This window comes from Paeniglutamicibacter gangotriensis Lz1y, assembly GCF_000348945.1.
Lineage (GTDB): Bacteria > Actinomycetota > Actinomycetes > Actinomycetales > Micrococcaceae > Paeniglutamicibacter > Paeniglutamicibacter gangotriensis.
Genome location: NZ_AOCK01000005.1, coordinates 22,009 through 40,234, shown reverse-complemented (window position 1 = coordinate 40,234; position 18,226 = coordinate 22,009). Strand labels below are relative to the sequence as shown.

Annotated in this window: 19 protein-coding genes; 13 read left to right on the top strand and 6 right to left on the bottom strand. The window is 62.4% G+C overall.

Annotated features, from left to right (window positions below; translation table 11 throughout):
- Nucleotides 1-53: 53 nt before the first annotated feature.
- From ADIAG_RS09330 to ADIAG_RS09310, 5 genes are all read left to right on the top strand, one after another.
- Nucleotides 54-776, top strand: a complete 723-nt coding sequence (locus ADIAG_RS09330) for a TetR/AcrR family transcriptional regulator (protein ID WP_007271099.1) — start codon at nt 54-56, stop codon at nt 774-776.
- 60 nt (nt 777-836) lie between these two features.
- On the top strand, nt 837-2,828 hold the full coding sequence (locus tag ADIAG_RS09325) for a PTS mannitol transporter subunit IICBA (RefSeq protein ID WP_007271098.1): 1,992 nt from the start codon (nt 837-839) through the stop codon (nt 2,826-2,828).
- Nucleotides 2,825-3,970 (top strand): mannitol-1-phosphate 5-dehydrogenase, encoded by a 1,146-nt coding sequence (locus ADIAG_RS09320; RefSeq protein WP_007271097.1) that lies wholly within the window; start codon nt 2,825-2,827, stop codon nt 3,968-3,970. Before ADIAG_RS09325 ends, ADIAG_RS09320 begins: the two co-directional genes overlap by 4 nt.
- 301 nt (nt 3,971-4,271) lie before the next feature.
- Entirely contained in the window at nt 4,272-4,772 is a 501-nt protein-coding gene (locus ADIAG_RS09315; protein ID WP_007271096.1) for a hypothetical protein, read from the top strand.
- Nucleotides 4,773-4,985: 213 nt separating this feature from the next.
- Nucleotides 4,986-5,435, top strand: coding sequence for a cytidine deaminase (locus tag ADIAG_RS09310; protein WP_007271095.1), 450 nt, complete (start codon nt 4,986-4,988; stop codon nt 5,433-5,435).
- 49 nt (nt 5,436-5,484) lie between these two features.
- On the opposite strand, the gene ADIAG_RS09305 is transcribed toward ADIAG_RS09310, so the two are convergent.
- The gene (locus ADIAG_RS09305) at nt 5,485-5,952 is read right to left on the bottom strand and encodes a MarR family winged helix-turn-helix transcriptional regulator (protein WP_007271094.1); all 468 of its coding nucleotides are present in this window, start codon (nt 5,950-5,952) and stop codon (nt 5,485-5,487) included.
- Between the two features lie 131 nt (nt 5,953-6,083).
- Between ADIAG_RS09305 and ADIAG_RS09300 the strand changes: the two genes are divergently transcribed.
- Complete coding sequence (locus ADIAG_RS09300; protein WP_007271093.1) at nt 6,084-6,659, top strand: NADPH-dependent FMN reductase; 576 nt, start codon at nt 6,084-6,086, stop codon at nt 6,657-6,659.
- Between the two features lie 187 nt (nt 6,660-6,846).
- Nucleotides 6,847-7,959, top strand: a complete 1,113-nt coding sequence (locus tag ADIAG_RS09295; protein ID WP_007271092.1) for a glutathione S-transferase family protein — start codon at nt 6,847-6,849, stop codon at nt 7,957-7,959.
- 152 nt (nt 7,960-8,111) lie between these two features.
- Here the strand turns inward: ADIAG_RS09295 and ADIAG_RS09290 are convergent, their stop codons facing one another.
- Entirely contained in the window at nt 8,112-8,846 is a 735-nt protein-coding gene (locus ADIAG_RS09290; protein ID WP_007271091.1) for a class I SAM-dependent methyltransferase, read from the bottom strand.
- Nucleotides 8,847-8,916: 70 nt separating this feature from the next.
- A complete protein-coding gene (locus ADIAG_RS09285) occupies nt 8,917-9,606 on the bottom strand; it encodes a ubiquinone/menaquinone biosynthesis methyltransferase (RefSeq protein ID WP_007271090.1) in 690 nt (229 codons plus the stop codon).
- 128 nt (nt 9,607-9,734) lie between these two features.
- Here ADIAG_RS09285 and ADIAG_RS09280 point away from each other — a divergent pair, with 128 nt between their 5' ends.
- The 3 genes from ADIAG_RS09280 to ADIAG_RS09270 all read left to right on the top strand — a co-directional run bounded on the left by ADIAG_RS09280 (nt 9,735) and on the right by ADIAG_RS09270 (nt 12,733).
- On the top strand, nt 9,735-10,295 hold the full coding sequence (locus tag ADIAG_RS09280; RefSeq protein WP_007271089.1) for a GNAT family N-acetyltransferase: 561 nt from the start codon (nt 9,735-9,737) through the stop codon (nt 10,293-10,295).
- Nucleotides 10,296-10,637: 342 nt separating this feature from the next.
- Nucleotides 10,638-11,114 (top strand): hypothetical protein, encoded by a 477-nt coding sequence (locus tag ADIAG_RS09275; RefSeq protein ID WP_007271088.1) that lies wholly within the window; start codon nt 10,638-10,640, stop codon nt 11,112-11,114.
- Nucleotides 11,115-11,116: 2 nt separating this feature from the next.
- Nucleotides 11,117-12,733 carry an SPFH domain-containing protein gene (locus ADIAG_RS09270; RefSeq protein ID WP_007271087.1) on the top strand — a complete coding sequence of 539 codons (1,617 nt, stop codon included), beginning with the start codon at nt 11,117-11,119 and terminating at the stop codon, nt 12,731-12,733.
- Between the two features lie 187 nt (nt 12,734-12,920).
- Here ADIAG_RS09270 and ADIAG_RS09265 read toward each other — a convergent pair whose 3' ends face one another.
- Nucleotides 12,921-13,319, bottom strand: a complete 399-nt coding sequence (locus ADIAG_RS09265) for a GlcG/HbpS family heme-binding protein (protein WP_007271086.1) — start codon at nt 13,317-13,319, stop codon at nt 12,921-12,923.
- A gap of 33 nt (nt 13,320-13,352) precedes the next feature.
- On the bottom strand, nt 13,353-14,573 hold the full coding sequence (gene fdhA / locus ADIAG_RS09260) for a formaldehyde dehydrogenase, glutathione-independent (RefSeq protein ID WP_043474388.1): 1,221 nt from the start codon (nt 14,571-14,573) through the stop codon (nt 13,353-13,355).
- Between the two features lie 266 nt (nt 14,574-14,839).
- Between fdhA and ADIAG_RS09255 the strand changes: the two genes are divergently transcribed.
- Both ADIAG_RS09255 and ADIAG_RS09250 read left to right on the top strand, forming a co-directional pair.
- Complete coding sequence (locus ADIAG_RS09255) at nt 14,840-15,811, top strand: ribonuclease HI family protein (protein ID WP_007271084.1); 972 nt, start codon at nt 14,840-14,842, stop codon at nt 15,809-15,811.
- 46 nt (nt 15,812-15,857) lie between these two features.
- Nucleotides 15,858-17,021 carry a serine hydrolase domain-containing protein gene (locus ADIAG_RS09250; protein ID WP_161623953.1) on the top strand — a complete coding sequence of 388 codons (1,164 nt, stop codon included), beginning with the start codon at nt 15,858-15,860 and terminating at the stop codon, nt 17,019-17,021.
- Nucleotides 17,022-17,045: 24 nt separating this feature from the next.
- Here ADIAG_RS09250 and ADIAG_RS09245 read toward each other — a convergent pair whose 3' ends face one another.
- Nucleotides 17,046-17,312 (bottom strand): hypothetical protein, encoded by a 267-nt coding sequence (locus ADIAG_RS09245; RefSeq protein ID WP_043474338.1) that lies wholly within the window; start codon nt 17,310-17,312, stop codon nt 17,046-17,048.
- A gap of 87 nt (nt 17,313-17,399) precedes the next feature.
- On the opposite strand from ADIAG_RS09245, the gene ADIAG_RS09240 reads away from it, so the two are divergent.
- A complete protein-coding gene (locus ADIAG_RS09240; protein WP_007271081.1) occupies nt 17,400-18,173 on the top strand; it encodes an SGNH/GDSL hydrolase family protein in 774 nt (257 codons plus the stop codon).
- Nucleotides 18,174-18,226 lie beyond the last annotated feature (53 nt).

Genomic DNA, 18,226 nt, shown 5'->3' with positions numbered 1-18,226 from the left:
TCAAGTTGTGATCCTCTTCATATAGCAATGCTATAGGTGCTAGGGTAGCAGCCATGAGTCTAGACATCCAGCTTCCGCCGAGGGAACGATTGCTGCAGGCAGCGGTCGAACTCTTGGCGAATTCTGACGGGGCACCGGTTTCGACCCGGAAGATCACCGAGCTGGCAGGGGTCACGGCGCCAACGCTGTACCACCACTTTGGGGACAAAGAAGGACTGTTCGACGCGGTGGTAGCCGTGGGATTCGAACAGTATGTGGCCAGCGAAATGGACCTCGCCCCCACCGGCAAACCGCTTGATGATGTACGGAGCATGTGGGACCAACATGTGCGCTTCGGCATCGAGCAACCGCACCTTTATCTGGTGATGTTCGGCAAGGTGCGTCCCGGAAACCGCTCGAACAGGGTCTCGGAGGCCGAGGCGCTGCTGCGCGAAAAGATTGATCGAGCCGCGGAGTCCGGGCACCTGAACGTGCCCCCGGCCGACGCGGTGCGCAGCATTCTGGCGGCGAACATCGGGGTCACCCTGATGCTCATTTCCGAACCCGAGACCGAGCGCAACTTCGAGCTCTCCGATATGACCCGTGACGCGGTGATCACCGCAGTGTCGTCGGATGCAGGCATCGCCGACTCGGCGACACCGGTGGAAACCTCATCGGTGGTCGTGGCGGCGATCGCATTGAACGCCGCGCTGGAATCTTCCAACCCGCAACAGCTTTCCAACACCGAGATGAAGATGTTCCTTGAATGGCTCCATCGCATCTCAAAGGATTCTTGAGAATGAATACTCGTCCGTTCCTTCCCTGCGACGCTGCAGGACCAACGATTAGGAAACATCATGGCAACACAAACTGAGGCTGCCACCCGCGGTGGCTTGCGGGTCGGGGTGCAGAAGTTCGGCACCTTCCTTTCGGGGATGATCATGCCCAACATCGGGGCGTTCATCGCTTGGGGCTTGATCACCGCGTTGTTCATTCCCGACGGGTTCCTGCCCAACGAGCAATTTGCGTTGCTGGTGGGCCCGATGATCAACTACCTGCTGCCGCTGCTGATCGGCTTCACTGGCGGCAAGATGATCCACGGGGTCCGCGGCGGGGTGATCGGTGCGATCGCCACCATGGGCGTCATCGTCGGTGCCGACATCCCGATGTTCATTGGCGCGATGATCATGGGCCCGCTCTCGGCCTGGGTCATGAAGAAGCTCGACGGCGCGTGGGCTGGGAAAATCAAGCCCGGCTTCGAGATGTTGATCGACAACTTCTCCTCGGGCATCGTCGGGGCGATCATGGCGATCTTTGGCATGGTGCTGGTCAACCCGCTGGTGGTTGCGTTCTCCAACGGTGCCGGAGCCGTCGTCCAGTTCCTGGTCAACAACGGCCTGCTGCCGCTGACCAGCATTTTCATTGAACCGGCCAAGGTCCTGTTCCTGAACAATGCCATCAACCACGGCATCCTGACCCCGCTGGGCACGGAGCAGGCACTGGAGCAGGGCAAATCGATCCTCTTCTTGCTTGAGGCCAACCCCGGCCCGGGCTTCGGCATTCTGCTGGCCTATGCGATCTTCGGCAAGGGGATGGCCAAGGCCTCGGCCCCGGGTGCGGCGCTGATTCAGTTTGTCGGCGGCATCCACGAGATCTACTTCCCCTACATCCTGATGAAGCCGATCATGATCTTGGCCGCCATCGGCGGCGGCATGAGCGGGATCTTCATGCTGGTGCTCACCGGTGCGGGCTTGCGGGCCCCCGCCGCCCCGGGCAGCATCTTCGCGGTGTTCGCCATGACGTCCCCGGACAGCTACCTGGGCGTCACGCTCTCGGTTCTCGCAGCGACGGTCGTTTCCTTCCTGATCGGTTCGTTCCTGCTCAAGATCTCCAAGACCCCCGAGGGTGACGAGCTGGGCGAGGCAGCGGCCAAGATGGAAGCCATGAAGGGCAAGAAGAGCTCGGTGGGCTTTGCCTTTGCCGCCGATGCGAATGCTGGCCCGGTGAACAACGTGGTCTTCGCGTGCGACGCCGGCATGGGCTCGAGTGCCATGGGAGCCTCGGTGTTGCGCAATATGTTCAAGAAGGCCGGACTGACCGACGTCAAGGTCACCAACTCGGCCATCGCGAACCTCACCGACACCTACGACATCGTGGTCACCCACCAGGACCTGGCCGCACGTGCCAAGCCGGTGACGGCCAGTGCCGTGCACGTGGCGGTGGATAACTTCATGAATAGCCCGCGCTATGACGAAATCGTGGAGCTGGTGCGCACCCGCAACTCGGCTCCGGAAGAATCCGTGTCGGTTTCCGCCGGCGCGGCATCTGCTGCAGCAGCCGGAACTGGTGCAGCAGGGGTTTCGACGAGCGCCAGGCACGTGGCGGAACCGGCGCAGGAGGATCTTGCTCCGGGCCGTGGTGTGCTGGTGGCCGAGAGCGTGGTACTCACCGGCACCGCAGCCTCGCGCGATGCTGCCATCGACGAGGCCGGAGCCCTGCTGCTGGCACGCGGTGCCGTCAACGAGGAGTACGTGGCCTCGATGCACACCCGCGAGGCCTCGGTGTCCACCTACATGGGCAACTTCCTGGCCATCCCGCACGGAACCAACGAAGCCAAGGGCAACATCGCCAGCTCCGCGGTATCGATCATCCGCTATCCCGAGGGCATTGACTGGAACGGCAAGGAGGTCAAGTTCGTTGTCGGCATCGCCGGGATGAACAACGAGCACCTAGCCATCCTGTCCTCCATTGCGCGGGTCTTCACCGACAAGACGCAGGTGGCACGGCTGGAAAACGCCACCACCCGCGAGGAAATCCTCGATATTTTCGGAAAGGTCAACGCATCGTGAAGGTAGTACATTTTGGGGCCGGGAACATCGGCCGAGGCTTCGTGGGCCTGTTGTTGCACGACTCGGGCTACGAGATTGTGTTTGCCGATGTGGCCGACGCGCTGATCTCCGAGCTCGATGCAGCGCAGAGTTACCAGGTGCACGAGGTGGGGCAGGGAGCACAAGTACGCACGGTGGATAACTTCCGCGCACTGAACTCGGCCACGCAGAAAGATGCGGTGATTGCGGAGATCGCGAACGCCGACATGGTCACCACCGCGGTGGGACCGCACATCCTGAAGTTCGTGGCCCCGCTGATTGCCGCTGGCATCGCCGGACGCGATGCAGGCCTGGCACCGCTGCAGGTGATGGCGTGCGAGAACGCGATCAACGCCACGGACATTTTGGAAGCGGCGGTACGCGCCGATGACTCGGTAGCTGCCGACGCCGTCGACGCCAAAGCGTTGTTTGCCAATACCGCGGTGGACCGCATTGTGCCCAACCAGGCTCCGGGCCAAGGCTTGGACGTCACGGTGGAAACGTTCTTCGAATGGGTCATCGATAGGACTCCGTTCGCAGATGCGGTTCCGGAAATCTCCGGGGCAACGTTCGTGGACGATCTGGCCCCGTACATCGAGCGCAAGCTCTTCACTGTGAACACCGGGCACGCCACGACGGCGTACCTGGGATACGCGGCGGGACTTGAAAAGATCTCCGATGCCATGAACGACCCGCAGGTCTTCGCTAAGGTCGCCGCGGTACTGGCGGAAACCAAGTCCTTGCTGGTCTCCAAGTACGGCTTTGCCGAGGCGGAACAGGAAGCCTACGTGCAAAAGATCCTGGCCCGGTTCTCCAACGAGCATCTGCCCGACACCGTGGTGCGTGTGGGCAGGGCACCGTTGCGCAAGCTCAGCCGCCGCGAGCGATTCATCGGCCCCGCGGCAGAACTTGCCCAGCAAGGCGTCAAGCCGGTGGCACTGCTTGAGGCCATGGGCGCGGCACTTCGGTTCAACGCACCGGAGGACACCGAAGCCGCGGAGATGGCCGTGATCCTGGCCGAGAACACCAGTGTGGAGGCTACGGCGAAGATCACCGGGCTTGATGCCGAGCACCCGCTCTTCGACTCGGTGAACGAGTTGGTCAAGGCCCTTCAGGCCGGCTGAGGCTCTGCTACAGGCCACATCGTGGGGCCGGACCGATAATAGGGTGTCGTTTGCTTCCCCCGGGAGGCAAACGACACCCTTCGTCGTTGACGCCGCCGCAGCTGTTTTTTCGGCGCCCGTGTACTTGCTCATGCTGTGCTCTCGGCGGGACCAGGAGAGGCGGCAACGCCGGAGATAACCATCTTCAGGAGGGCATCCGATGAAGGAGCAAGGCCGTGCCGGGTACCATCGATAGGTGCGATTCGTCGTTAGCATCGCAGATCGCCCAGCACTATTCCCTCCGCCCAGATCCAAGGAATCGATGACGTTGAACAAGAAGACGCTCAAAGCCGACGGATTCACCGGGTTCCGGCCCCTCACGGCGCTTGACATCAATCGAATTCCGCAACATCAGGGGATCTTCGCCCTGTTACTGCCCGAGGTCAGTGAACCGCGGTTCCTGGCCAAGAGCACGGCCGGGATATTTAAGAAGAAGAACCCCTCCCTGGCTCAGGCCGAGCTCGCCGCCAACTGGGTCGCGGATGCGGAGGTCCTGTACATCGGCAAGGCAGGTCCCGGGAGCAAGGGCAACCGTGGACTTCGACGCCAGGTCCAGGAATTTATCGATTTTGGCCGCGGGAAACCACCCGGACATTGGGACGGACGGCTGATCTGGCAGCTGGCGGACGCGGAGAACCTGCTGGTGGCATGGAAAGAATTTCCGGCAGCGGAGCTCAACGGGGCCCACGCCCTTTATCATGCTCAATTCCGCCAGGTCCACGGACCCTTGCCGTTCGCCAATCTCGTCCAGGCACGCAGCTAAGGCCTCTGCCCAGGGCTGTGGTGCCGGTGACGCGCTGAATCTTCGGCATGCCGACCTGATCGTTAGGCGGGGGAGCCGACCTGGAGGACCGCGCTGAGCCGCCCCTGCAATTAAACGTGGCCATTTGGGCCGTCTACCCGGAACCTGTCGGTTTCGGGGACCAACGCACGGGAACAACGGCCGGAATCCGCGGGAACGTGGCAGAATAAGCGCATGGATTCGAATCAGGTTCTTGTCAATTCCGCCATTGAACAACTTCGGGCCAGGTGGCCCGGGGCGCAGGATTCGGTCGCGGCCGCGGCCGTCCGCTTGGAGGATGGACAGATCCTCACCAGCGTCAGCTTCGATAATTTTAATGCGGCAGCGACCATGTGTCCCGAGGCCGGAGCCGTCGCCCAGGCATACACCTTGGGCAAGCGTGTGATCGCCTCGGCCTGCGTGACCAACGGTACCCAGGAGGGCACCTACCAAGTGTTGGCCCCATGCGGCATCTGCCAGGAACGACTGGCCGTCTGGGGGCCGGACGTCTTGGCCGCCGTGCCGGGACCAGAGGGAACCAATACCTGGGACATGCTCCCGTTACGGGCGTTGAACCCGTACTACTGGGCGACTTCGTTCACCGCCGACGGTCACTGGCCCTCCACTACCGAACACGGGGAGTAAGGCTTCCTCCGAGGCTTGGCCCTGCCCGGGCCAATGCGCTGCGGGGCTGCTACCAGAGGTTGCGCTCGACTGCCGCGCAACGGATCTTGGACAGCATCTGGCCCAATTGGTCCTGTTCGGCCGCGGACAGTGGGTCAAGAAGAGTCTCACGCACAAACGTGACATGGCCGGGTGCCGCGCTGCGGACGGTGTCCCATCCGGCGCTGGTCAGGGTGATGTCCTGGCCTCGTCCGTCGCCGCTGGACGCGCAGCGTTCGATCAGGCCCTTGGCCTCCATGCGCCGCAAAAGGTGGGAGACACGTGAGCGTTCCCATTCCAAGGTGGTGGCCAGATCGCCCGAGCGCAGGGCCTCGGGGGCTGCCTGCGAGACGGCGGCGAGAACGGCATACTCTCCGCTGGACATCGTGGCGTCACGGGTCAATTGGCGGTCCATCGCCCGGGGGTAACCCCAGAGAAATTCCCGGAACTCCAGCCACAACTGCTGTTCCTCTTCGGTGAGCCATCGGGGCTCGGACATGGTGCTCCTCACACTTGATTCGACTTAGTTGACACATCAATCTTCTCGCGAGAGTATTGAAATATCAAGTTGTAGTTGACGTGTCAGCAAAGTTCGGATGCGTCCCCGCCCCACGAACAAGGAGATCACCCATGACCAAGATTGCCATCATCACCGGTTCAACCCGCCCGGGCCGCAACAACGCCGGCGTGGCCCAGTGGGTTCTGGAACAGGCCCAGCTGCGCGGCGATGCCGACTACGAGCTCGTTGACATCGCGGACTTCAAGCTGACACTGCTGGATGAAGCTTACCCGGCTGCCTACCAGAACTACCAGAACGAAACCACCAAGGCGTGGTCGGCGAAGATCGCCGAGTTTGATGGCTACATCTTCGTCACCCCCGAGTACAACCACTCGGTCGCACCAGCCCTGGCCAACGCGCTGTCCTACCTGAACGCCGAATTCGCCAACAAGGCAGCAGGCATCGTCTCCTACGGCTCGGCCCACGGAGTGCGAGCCGTCGAACACCTGCGCGGCATCCTGTCTGAGTTGCAGGTGGCCCACGTGCAGAAGACCGGCATGTTCTCGCTGTTCACCGACTTCGAAAACTTCTCGGTCTTCAAGCCGACCGAGCTGCAGGCAGCCTCGTTGGCACCGGTCCTGGACCAGCTGGTGCCGTGGACCGTGGCGATGAAGTCCGTGCGCGAAGCAGCACTCGTTTCCGCCTAAGGGTTCGCCCCAAGTCTTGCGGGGTGGCAGGTCACCGGAGAAACCATGGGGGTTCTTCGGTGACCTGCCACCCCGTTGCCCCGGAAGCCGGCCCATGCTTCAGCGCATGGGCCGGCATATGGGCCACCGGGCAGGTCCTTACGTATTCTCCTTGGTGCTTGAGGGCACCCGAACCTAGGGTTGGGTCATGAGCGAAGAACAGCACAGCACCGCCGGTGCCTATGTGACAGGCGCGGAATTCACGCGCGACACGAATTACATCCAGGATCGAATCGTCGCTGATCCCGACGCGGTGCGCACTTCCGGCGAACCCAACGAGGGATCCATCGGCACTGTGCACGGCGGTCTCGCCGAGGGCGCCGAGCTGTGGCCGGTCGAGGCCGGACGTTACCGACTGGTCGCCGCACGGGCCTGCCCCTGGGCCAACCGGGCCATCATCGTGCGCCGCTTACTGGGCCTGGAGGATGCCATCTCGCTGGGCACCCCCGGCCCGGTGCACGATGCGCGCTCCTGGACCTTCGACCTGGATCCGGGCGGAGTCGACCCGATACTGGGCACCGAACGCATCCAAGAGAACTACTTCAAGCGCTTCGATGACTACCCGCGCGGCATCACCGTTCCGGCCATCGTCGATGTGCCAACCGGCGGTGTGGTCACTAACGACTACCCGCAGATCACCCTGGATCTCTCCACCCAGTGGAAGGAATTTCACCGCGCCGGTGCCCCGGATCTGTTGCCCGAGGACCAGCTTGAGGAAATGATGCCCATCATCAAGCGCATCTTCACCGAGGTCAACAACGGCGTCTACCGCTGCGGCTTCGCCGGAAGCCAGGAATCCTACGATGAGGCCTACGACCGTCTGTGGATCGCCATGGACTGGCTCGAGGAACGCTTGGCCACCCGCAGGTTCCTGATGGGCGACTCCATCACCGAAGCCGACGTGCGACTCTTCACCACGCTGGTGCGCTTTGACCCGGTCTACCACGGCCACTTCAAGGCCAACCGCAACAAACTCACCGAAATGCCGAACCTCTGGGGCTACGCCCGTGACCTGTTCGCGCTGCCAGGATTCGGTGACACCATCGACTTCGACCAGATCAAGAAGCACTACTACGTGGTGCACGAGGACATCAACCCGACGCAGATCGTCCCGGTCGGCCCGGACCTGTCCAATTGGCTCGAACCGCACGGGCGCGAAGCTCTCGGCGGCAACCCCTGGGGCAACGGCACCGCGCCGGAACCCGTGCGTGAATCCGAGCTCGTGGCATCCGGCCACAACCCGCTCTACCCGCTGCTCTAAGAACCACTGGGCCAAAAGCTCATCTGTAGCAGGCCAAGGACCCCCACTCGAAATTCCCGGGTGGGGGTCCTTGATTTTTGCTTCGTTGCACCGCGCGTTGGCGACCGTGCAAACGGGACGAAATCACCGCTAACAACTCTGGCCACGCCCATCTACCGGGTGGCGATGCAGATCAGTTCCCCGGTGCCGTGGCCCGCTGGTTGCCGGTGCCATCCGCCGAATACCGAGCTGACGTGCAGGCCTGCGTCGGAGAGGTGCGTACGCAGTTGTTGCTCGCTGCGGAAAGCTAAGACTGCATCCTCGAATTCCCGGGATCCATCGGCAAAGAGCCGGTGCTCGGTGATGTTCACGAGCCCGTTGTCGCTCGGGGCAGAATCGATCCACAGCTGCACGTGGGTGCCGTCGGCCAGGGTGAGTTCGTTCCTGGTTTGGGCCGGCGTCCAACGTTCCCAGGCTCGTGATCGGGGATCACGCGAGTCGAAGATCAACCGTCCACCCTGAGCCAGCACCCGGTAGATGTCTAAGAGCGTCCGAGCCCATTCTGTGTCGTCGGTGATGGCTTGGACAACGTGCGAGGTCATCAGCACCGCATCAAAAGGTGCCTCGTCGTTCAGTACGGCCGAGGTGCCCTCGATCCAGCGCACGGTTTCGGCTGCAGGTTTGCTGCGTGCCGCGGCCAGTGACCCCGGGTGCGGATCCACGCCCGTGACCTCGTGTCCGGCGGCGGCAAGTGCGAGCGTCAACCTGCCGGTCCCACAGCCCAGGTCCAGGATCCGGCTCGCGGAGCGCTCGTTGGCGAAGGCCAGAAAGAACTCGTCGTCGGCTGACCAAATGTTTTCAGCATCGTATAGCTGGGCATGTTGTTCGGTGCTGAGGAGGGATTCCATGGCTTGATCCTAGCCCTGCGGCAAATCCGGTGTGGATCGCGGTACCCGAGGGGCGGTTACACCTAGCTCATCAGGACGGTTTGCGCGCGCTCCAGAGCATGTTGGTGCTCAGGTACTTGGCCTTGACACTCACGTCTTCAAAACCTGCTCGGGTGAAGCGCTCGCGCAAGGCCTCCGGGGTCAGGAAACCAAGCGTGGAATCGACCAGGTACTCGTAGGAGGCGCGGTCCTTGCCGATGAACTGTCCCAGTGTCGGGATGACCATACGCATGCCCATGCGGATGACCGGTGCCAGCGGGCCGGCCGGGGGAGAGGACTCGAGGGCCGAGACCATGCCGCCGGGCTTCAAGACACGGAATTGCTCGGCCAGCACCGTATCCAGGTCGCTGACGTTGCGCAACAGGTAACCGTGGGTCACGGCATCGAACGACTCATCGGCGAAGGGCAACTCGTGGGCGTCGGCGAACTGCCACTCAATTCCCGATCCGCCATTGATCTGCCGGGCCAGATCCAACATCGATTCAGAGAAATCGGCGCCGGTAATGTTGGCCGCGGGGTGCTGTTTGCGTATTTCGCGGGCGATGACGCCGGTTCCTGTGGCCAGATCAAGGTAGTCGAGTCCCGGGAATGAGGTGGCGCGGGCGGCGACCTCCCGGCACCACGTTTGGTGCGAGCCCAGGGTCATCAGACGGTTGATCAGGTCGTAGCGCCGGGCGACGGAATTGAAGGTCGCTTGGACTGAGGAATCTTTGTTTTGCATTGCCGCCGGTTCTTGCGTGGGAGTGCTGATGGGGGTTCGCCTTCGAGTCTATGTGAGGGCGCGGTCCGAAGCGACATTGCGGGCACCAGTCCCGGGCAAGGTTTTGGCACCGTGCCATCATAAGAAGCATGGAGATTTCCACCCGACGGTTGCTATTGCACGAATACGACCCCGGCGACCTAGACGCCGTGCAGGCCTTCGCTTCCGACCCGGTGGTGTGTGCCTTTGCCGAATGGGGTCCCAACACGCCGCAAGAGACCGCGGCGTTTTTGGATGAATACGCCGCGGAACAGCGTGCTGTGCCACGGGAGACCTGGACCTTGGCGGTTGCCATGGACGGATCGGTCATCGGTTCGGTGGCGCTGATGACCGGGACATCGGATCTGGTCCGCGGGCCCGGTGAAGCGGAGATCGGTTACGTCCTGCGCCGTGATGCGTGGGGCAACGGGTATGCGGCGGAGGCCGCCGAGGCGCTACTGGCTTGGGCCGGGTCACATCTGGGGATCACCAGGGTGGTGGCCACCTGCCGGCCGGAGAACACCGGCTCGGTACGGATGCTGGAAAAGATCGGGATGCAACAGGTGGATTACCTGCGCGAGCACAAGCGCATCGACGGACAGGCGCAGGATTCTCTCGTCTTTGCCCGTCTGCTTCCGGTGGGCGATCCAGCTGGATCATCGGCCGGCTAGAAGTTCACCGCCTAGAGATGGGCCCACCTCGAACGGTCCGCGAACCGAATTCTGGTTGGATGCTCTTTTTGGCGAACTAACCATGTCGGTACGTATCGTCCGGGGAGCAAATGCCTTGCGCGTCAGGTCGGCTTGCGACTGCGCTGGCCCCACTTTATACAGCTAACCAATAGACTTTATGTCAGGTGAGGCAATCGAGGGAGCTCGACTGGGTGCCCAACCTGACGCTTCAGGAAGTAATCACAGCACGCGAAGCGTCGGAAACGTGGGCCCTCGCCAACGCCGAGTACTTGAATCGTGCCGTGCCATGAGGTCCGGAAAACAACCCAAGAAGGAATCCGCATGCTCGCATTCGCAGTGATCGGAGGCATTGGCCTCCTGCTCCTCATCGTGTCCATGACGCTGGGAGAGCTTGTCGATTTCTTCGACGGCATCATCTCCACCACTGCCGTCGGTGCGGCAGCCACGCTTTTCGGCGCCGCGGGTGCGATTGTGTTGCTCAACGACGGTCCACTCTTTCTGGCCTACAGTGCGGGAACCGTTCTAGGAGTGATTGCCATCGTGGGCGTAGCGCTGCTTGCCCGAAAGCTGGCAAGTATCTCTGACGCACAGCCGCACGAGGTCATCGGACTACTTGGCGTCGCCACCACAGACATCAACGACATCGTCGGGAAAGTGCAGCTGGACCACCCCGACGAAATCAACCAGCGTCTCGTATTTTCAACCAGCCCGATCGTGAAGGGCACACCAATTGCTGTCGTGGCAATTGTTGAAGACCGTATAAGAGTCGCATCTACCTCCGAACTGAACGGATTCTAACCATGGCTTTTGCCGAAAATGGAACTGTCATCGCCGTCGCAGCGATCATCGCTGTCCTCATAGCCCTCGTCTGGTACGCCACCACCCGACTGGTTACTGTCGCACCCAACCAGGCAATCATCCGCGCCGGTAAGGGCGCGAAGGGGCAGGTGCAAATATTTACCAAGGGCATCGTGCTTTTCCTGCCGGTAATCCACCAGAAATACGTCATGTCTCTCGAACAGCGACAGGTAGAGCTTGCTGTGGAAGGCGTTGACAAGAACTTCATCACCACCTCGGTGACAGCCAGCCTGAACTTCAAGTACGACGATTCTGTCGATGGCATGAGCAAGGCCGTCCAACGGTTCCTCACGCACTCCAAGGACGACCTGAACGCCTCGGTGACCAAGTCTGCAGAGGGCGTGCTGCGCGGCATCGTTTCTGCCATGTCGGTGGAGGACGCGAACAACAACCGCAAGGAATTCCAGGACCAGTCCCTGGAATCGGCGGTTACCCAGTTCGCGGAGCAGGGAATCCAGATCGACGCATTCAACATCTCCTCGGTCAGCACTCCTTCCCGTATCGTGATCGGCCCGGACAACGTACCAACGACCATCGACTACCTCGAAGAAGTCGGCAAGCCGGGTCTGGAACGAGCCAAGCGTGAAGCTCGTGTCGCCACGTCCAGGGCCTTCCAAGAATCTGAGGCGGCCCGCATCGAGCAAGAGGGTGCCACCGCCGCATTGATGCGCGACCTGGCGATCAAGAAGTCCGAGTTCAAGGCAGAACAGGACCGGGCCGAAGCCATTGCCGGCGCTGCCCAAGGAATCGCCAAGGCAGAGCAGGACGTGACGGTTGCTGAACTGGAGCGCAAGGCCCTGACGGAGCAGGCCCTGGTGGAACAGGAACGCCTGGACATCGAAGTGCACAAGCCCGCCGATGCCCAGGCCTACAAGATGCGTACCGAAGCAGAGGCCAAGCGAGACGCCGACATTTTCAGCGCCACCGCGCGCGCCAACTCGAAGGCCATTGAAGCCGAGGGTTCCAAAAAGGCGTCTATCGCCGATGCTCAGGCCCGTGCCGAGGCAAAGACCGTTGAAGCCGAGGCATCGAAGAACGCCGAGGTGTTCCAAGCAGAGGGTGAAGCCTCGGCCATTGAACTCAAGGCCAGGGCGGAAGCCGACGCCGTTCGCGTACGTGGCGAGGCGGAGGGTGCCGCCATCGCGGCCATTGGTGAAGCAACCGCTAGGGCTGAAGATGCCAAGGCCGTGGCACTGACCGGTCACAACGAAGCCTCACTGGCGTTCTTGGCAATCAGCGCGTTGCCGGAGATCGTCAAGGCCAGTTCGGATGCCGTGGCAGGTATCGACAACTACACGGTGATCAGTTCAGACGGTGCTTCGGATGCCGTTAAGCAGGCGAACCGCGTGGTCACCGAGGGACTTGCCATGATCAAGGGCAGCACCGATATTGATATCGCCGGAATGCTCTCCGGCCTCCTCAATAGCACGGGAAAAACCGCAGAGACGGCCCCTTCGACGTTCTCGGCGCCAGTTTTTGCGCCGACACCAGCAGTGCCATCGGATGAGTCGGACTACGAGCCGGAATCTGCCGTGCCATCGGATGAATCGGTCTCCTAGCAGAACTAATAGCAACAAAGACACTGGCCCCACCGTAAAGGTGGGGCCAGTGTCTTTGTTATGCCCGGTAGGTGCCTCACCCGCTGTGGGTCAAGGATCTAAAATGCTCTGGGCAGCGTCGGCTGTGGCACCCCCACAGTCAACCGTGCAGTCTGCATCGACGCCGGTGGGGAACCGCCCGGTTCAGTTAGAGAGCGGTGCTGCCGGCCTCCGCCACGGACTGGTCCTGGTCTCCGGCCCCGCCGCTGACCCCGATGGCACCGACGACCACACCGTCACGTTTCACTGGGATGCCTCCGGCGAAAATCATGATGCGCCCGTGGTTTGACGCATGGATGCCGTAGAACTGCTGGGTCGGCTGCGCGTTATCCGCAAGATCCTTGGTCGGCAGGTCGAAGGCACGCGCGGTGAAGGCCTTATTGATGGAAATATCGATGCTGCCCAGCCACGCCCCGTCCATCCGGACATGGGAGACGAGGTTCCCTCCGGCGTCGACGACAGCGATGTTCATGGGCTGGCCGATTTCGGTGGCTTTCGCCTCGGCGGCGGTAATAATGGTGCGGGCATCCGCGAGATTCAATGACATGGCACTGCTCCTACTGGTGGGGATGGTGGATGACTACGCGGAGAGGTAGCCATGAGGGTCCAGGACGTACTTGGTGGCTGCGCCGGCATCGAACTCCGCGTAGCCGCGCGGTGCATCGGCCAGGGAGATCGCCTGCGCGTTGACCGCCTTGGCGATGTGGATCCGATCGTGCAGGATGGCCATCATCAGCTGGCGGTTGTACTTCATCACCGGGCATTGGCCGGTGGTGAAGGACAGGGACTTGGCCCAGCCGGTGCCCAGCGACAGGGACAGGCTGCCCTTCTTCGCCGCCTCGTCCGCGGCCCCGGGGTCCCCGGTGACATACAAGCCCGGGATGCCCAGCGAACCACCGGCGGCGGTGAGATCCATCAGGGAGTTCAGCACCGTCGCCGGAGCTTCTTGGGCGCCGGCTCCGCCTCCGTGGCCACGGGCTTCGAAGCCGACCGCGTCGATGCCGCAGTCCACTTCGCGTACGCCCAGGATCTGTTCGATTTGGTCCGCCGGGTCTCCGGCTCCGACGTTGATGGCTTCGCAGCCGAAGGAGCGTGCCTGGGCGAGTCGGTCCTCGTTCATGTCCCCGACGATGACCACCGCGGCTCCGAGTAGCTGGGAGGCTGCGGCTGCTGCGAGTCCCACGGGTCCGGCTCCCGCCACATACACGGTGGAGCCCACGGTGACCCCGGCGCTGACCGCGCCGTGGAATCCGGTGGGGAGGATGTCCGAGAGCATGCTCAGGTCCATGATTTTTTCCAGGGCTTGGTCGCGGTCAGGGAATTTGAGCAGGTTCCAGTCGGCGTAGGGGACCAGCACGTATTCGGCTTGTCCGCCGACCCAGCCGCCCATGTCCACGTAGCCGTAGGCGGAGCCTGGTCGGTCGGGGTTTACGTTCAGGCAGATTCCGGTTTTCGCTTCCTTGCAGTTGCGGCAGCGTCCCCAGGAGATGTTGAAGGGGACCGAGACGATGTCTCCGACCTTGATGAATTCGACGTCGGGTCCGGTCTCGATGACTTCGCCGGTGATTTCGTGTCCCAGGACCAGTCCGGCCGGGGCGGTGGTGCGGCCGCGGACCATGTGTTGGTCTGAGCCGCAGATGTTGGTGGTGACGGTGCGCAGGATGACTCCGTGCGAGACTTTTCGCCCGATGTTGGAAGGGTTGACTCCGGGTCCGTCTTTGAGTTCAAAGGTGGGGTAGGGGGTATCGATGATTTCCACGATTCCCGGGGATTTGTAGGCGACGGCTTGGTTACCTGACAATGGCACCACTGCCTTCCGCAGTTTTTTGCTCAACGGACGGGATCCAAGAAACTTAAAATGTTGGAAGGCGTTCGGGAACCGGGCAGATGATGTGTCCCGGGTCCGGCACCAAACCCAAGTCTTCGGCGGCGGTTCAATGGTGTCGCGGTGTCCAGCCCATCCCTATGGCCCCAGCGTACGACCTGGGATCGGACAAGACCATGGGTGGGGGACCACGATCGGGACCGATGCGATTGTGTCGGTGGAGCCGTGGCAGGATTGAAGCCATGACGATCACCGCAGCCGCAGACGGATCAGCACTCGGAAACCCAGGACCCGCAGGGTGGGCTTGGTACATCGACGATGCGCGTTGGCGCTCCGGCGGTTGGGCACACGGCACCAACAACATGGGTGAGCTCATGGCGGTGCTCGACCTCTTCCGCTCCACCGCCCACCTGCCCGATGAAGATCTGCACATCCTGTGCGACTCGCAGTACGTCATCAACTCGGTGACCAAGTGGATGCCGGGATGGAAGAAAAAGGGGTGGAAGAAGTCCGACGGCAAGCCGGTGCTCAACCTGGACCTGTTCAAGGAAATCGACGAAGCCATCAAGGGCCGCAAATACACCTTCGAATGGGTCAAGGGACATGCCGGCCACGAACTGAACGAGGCCGCAGACGTACGAGCGCGCGACGCGGCGACCGCCTACCAGGCAGGGCGGGCACCTAATGCCGGTCCCGGGCTTGCCGGAACCTCGGGGACAACGGATCCCACGGCTGCCGACAAGACAACGGAACCGGCAGACCCCGCCCCGGCTGCCGAAGAAACTTCCCCCGCCCCGGACGCACGCCCAGCGGCCCCGGTGCCCGAATCCGGAGCAGCCAAGGCCACCGACCCCTCGGCCAGCAGCACGGCGGACGTACAGATGGTTTTTGAACTCGAAAGCGAGCTGCTCTCACCGACGGTACGCAGCGACCTGACCGAAGTCATGGCATTCCTGCACCCGGAGTTCCAAGAGATCAGCCGGGATGGATCATTGACCGACCGCTCCACCATCATCACCGCCTTCAACTCCGGGGCCCCCTTGCATGCCGGCGGTGCGCTGCAGGTCCTGGCCGTAACCCCGTGGGGCAGGGACAAGGTCCAACTGGCTTATCGGCTGTTGGCCGGGGACCAAGTGATCCTCTGCTCCTCCTTCTGGCAGCGAGTCGAAGATCGTTGGCTGTTGCGCTACCGCCAGGAAACACCCTCCTCCTGAGCCGAAATAAGGCATGGGACCCGCGGCGATGGGTAATGTGTGGGACGTGACTACGCAGATGAACCACACCCATGTCATCGACCAGCGCTTCGCCCCGGTGGCGCAGCTCATGGCTTCCTTCGCCGCCGAGGACCCGGATTATTCCGGGCAGCTGGCCATTTACCAGGGTGGAAACCTGGTGCTGGATATGAGCGTGGGGAAGGACTCCACCCCTGAATCCATGACCGGAGTGTTCTCCTGCTCCAAGGGAGCCGGGGCCATCGTGATGGCATTGTTGGTGCAGCAGGGCCTGTTGGATCTTGAAGCACCGGTGGCCCTGTACTGGCCCGAGTTCGCCGCGGCAGGCAAGGCCGGCATCACCGTGGAACAGCTACTGAGCCACCAGGGGGGACTGCCCGGGGTTCCCGGCGGGTTCACCCAGGAAGAACTGCTCGATTCGCGGTTGGCGGCCAGCATCATCGCCGCAACCGCCCCGCTGTGGAAATCGCCGGGAACGCACAGCTATCATGCGCTGACCATGGGCGTCTTCATGGAGGAACTGGCCCGCCGCTGCGCCCAAGAATCCCTGCAAGACATCTTCGAGCGGCGCATCCGCGCACCACACAACATTGACTTCTACCTCGGGTTGCCCGAGGAACTGGAATCGCGCTATCACCCGGTGCTCACGGCGGCCCAAGGCCCACCACCACCCTTCATTGACCCGTTCTCCCCGTTGGGTCTGGCGCTGAATTCCACCGGAGGCTTTGACGGACCCAAGGGGCAAAGCTTCGAGATCATGGAGGTGCCCAACGTGCGTGCCATCCGCGAGGGCGGCCCGGCAGCGATCGGCGGGGTGGCCAGCGCACTGGGTCTGGCCAGGCTCTACGCGGCAGTGGGCACCGGGTTCATTGACGAGTCAGGCGACGAACATGCGCCACTGTTGACCGAGGAAACCATTGCCAAAGTCAGCCAGGATCGTGTCTTCGGTCTGGATCGGGCCGGAGGGCACCTGGGGGCCTTCGCCATCGGCTTTATGAAGGCACATGCCAATAACGACTTCGGCTCGGCCCGGGCCTTTGGTCACGATGGGGCCAATGCCTCGCTGGGTTACGCGGATCCCGCCTACGGGCTGGCGCTGGGTTACATTCCGGCGCGCGCCGAGGTCAACGGGACCGGCTCGCACGGCGGACAGCTTAGCGTCCTGGCGCGCCAGGTATTGCTCGGCGGCTAAGTTGGGGAACAAGCCGCCTGGGTGCTAGATGACCTCGCTGAAGGAATCGTTGAGTTGCTGATCGCGACGGATTTGATCAAGCCACGGAATCTGCGCCGGGTTGGCGGACTGCACGGTGGCCACAAATTCCATCGAGACTTCATAGGTTTCGGGTCCCACGGTCCGCGGAGCCACGATCTCTTCTCCGGGCAAAGACGTGGGACTCGCTACTGGAGCAGCGTCATGTCCCATGACCGCGCGATTGCTGGCGGTGGTGCCGTGAGGTGCGGTGCGACGTTTTTTGGTCTTCATGTTTTCCAGCGTGCACCCGATTTCTGGGTGCCTGCTGTGTCCCGGCCCGGTGCTGCCCATGAACCGCTCTGGCGCTAAGCTGGGCGAGTGGAATTCTCGAAACGATTTGTGGCATTGGGCGACTCCTTCACCGAAGGCATGGGAGACGTGGATGAAACCCGCCCCAACCAGGTGCGCGGCTGGGCCGATCGGGTGGCCGAGCAGCTCTGCATCCACCCGGACTGGGGATATGCGAATCTTGCGATCCGCGGAAAAAAGATCGACCAGGTGATCGCCGAGCAACTGCCCGCCGCGCTGGCCCTGAAGCCCACGCTGGCCACCTTGTACATGGGCGGCAATGACATCCTGCGCCCCAGCGTCGACATCGATGCGCTGATGGTCCGATACCGCGACATGGCGATCACGCTGGCCGGAACCGGGACGACGCTACTGCTTTTTACCGGATTCGACTCCAATGGGTCAGCGATCTTCTCCACCACACGCGGCCGCACCGCAATCTACAACGAGGCGGTACGCGAAATCGCTGAAGAAACCGGTGCGGTGATCGCCGATTACTGGAGGTGGCGTGAATTCCGGGACCTGCGCTATTGGTCCACCGACCGTCTGCACATGAACGGTGCAGGCCACACCCTGATGGCCAGGAAGGTGCTGCGCGTACTCGAACACCAGAGCGAGATCGAGGTACCGGATCTTGCCGCACCACTGGCCCTATCGCGTGCCGCGCAGCTGCGCGCCGATGCGATCTGGGCTCGGGAACATTTGGGTCCGTGGGTCAAACGCCGGCTGACCGGCACCTCTTCGGGGGACAAGCTCTCGGCCCGCTACCCGGATTTCGTCTCCTTGGGCGCCGTGGCACGGTAGCGCACCCTCGGTGCGCTTTGGGCGGATCAGCGCGTCGATGCTGGCCAATCGAT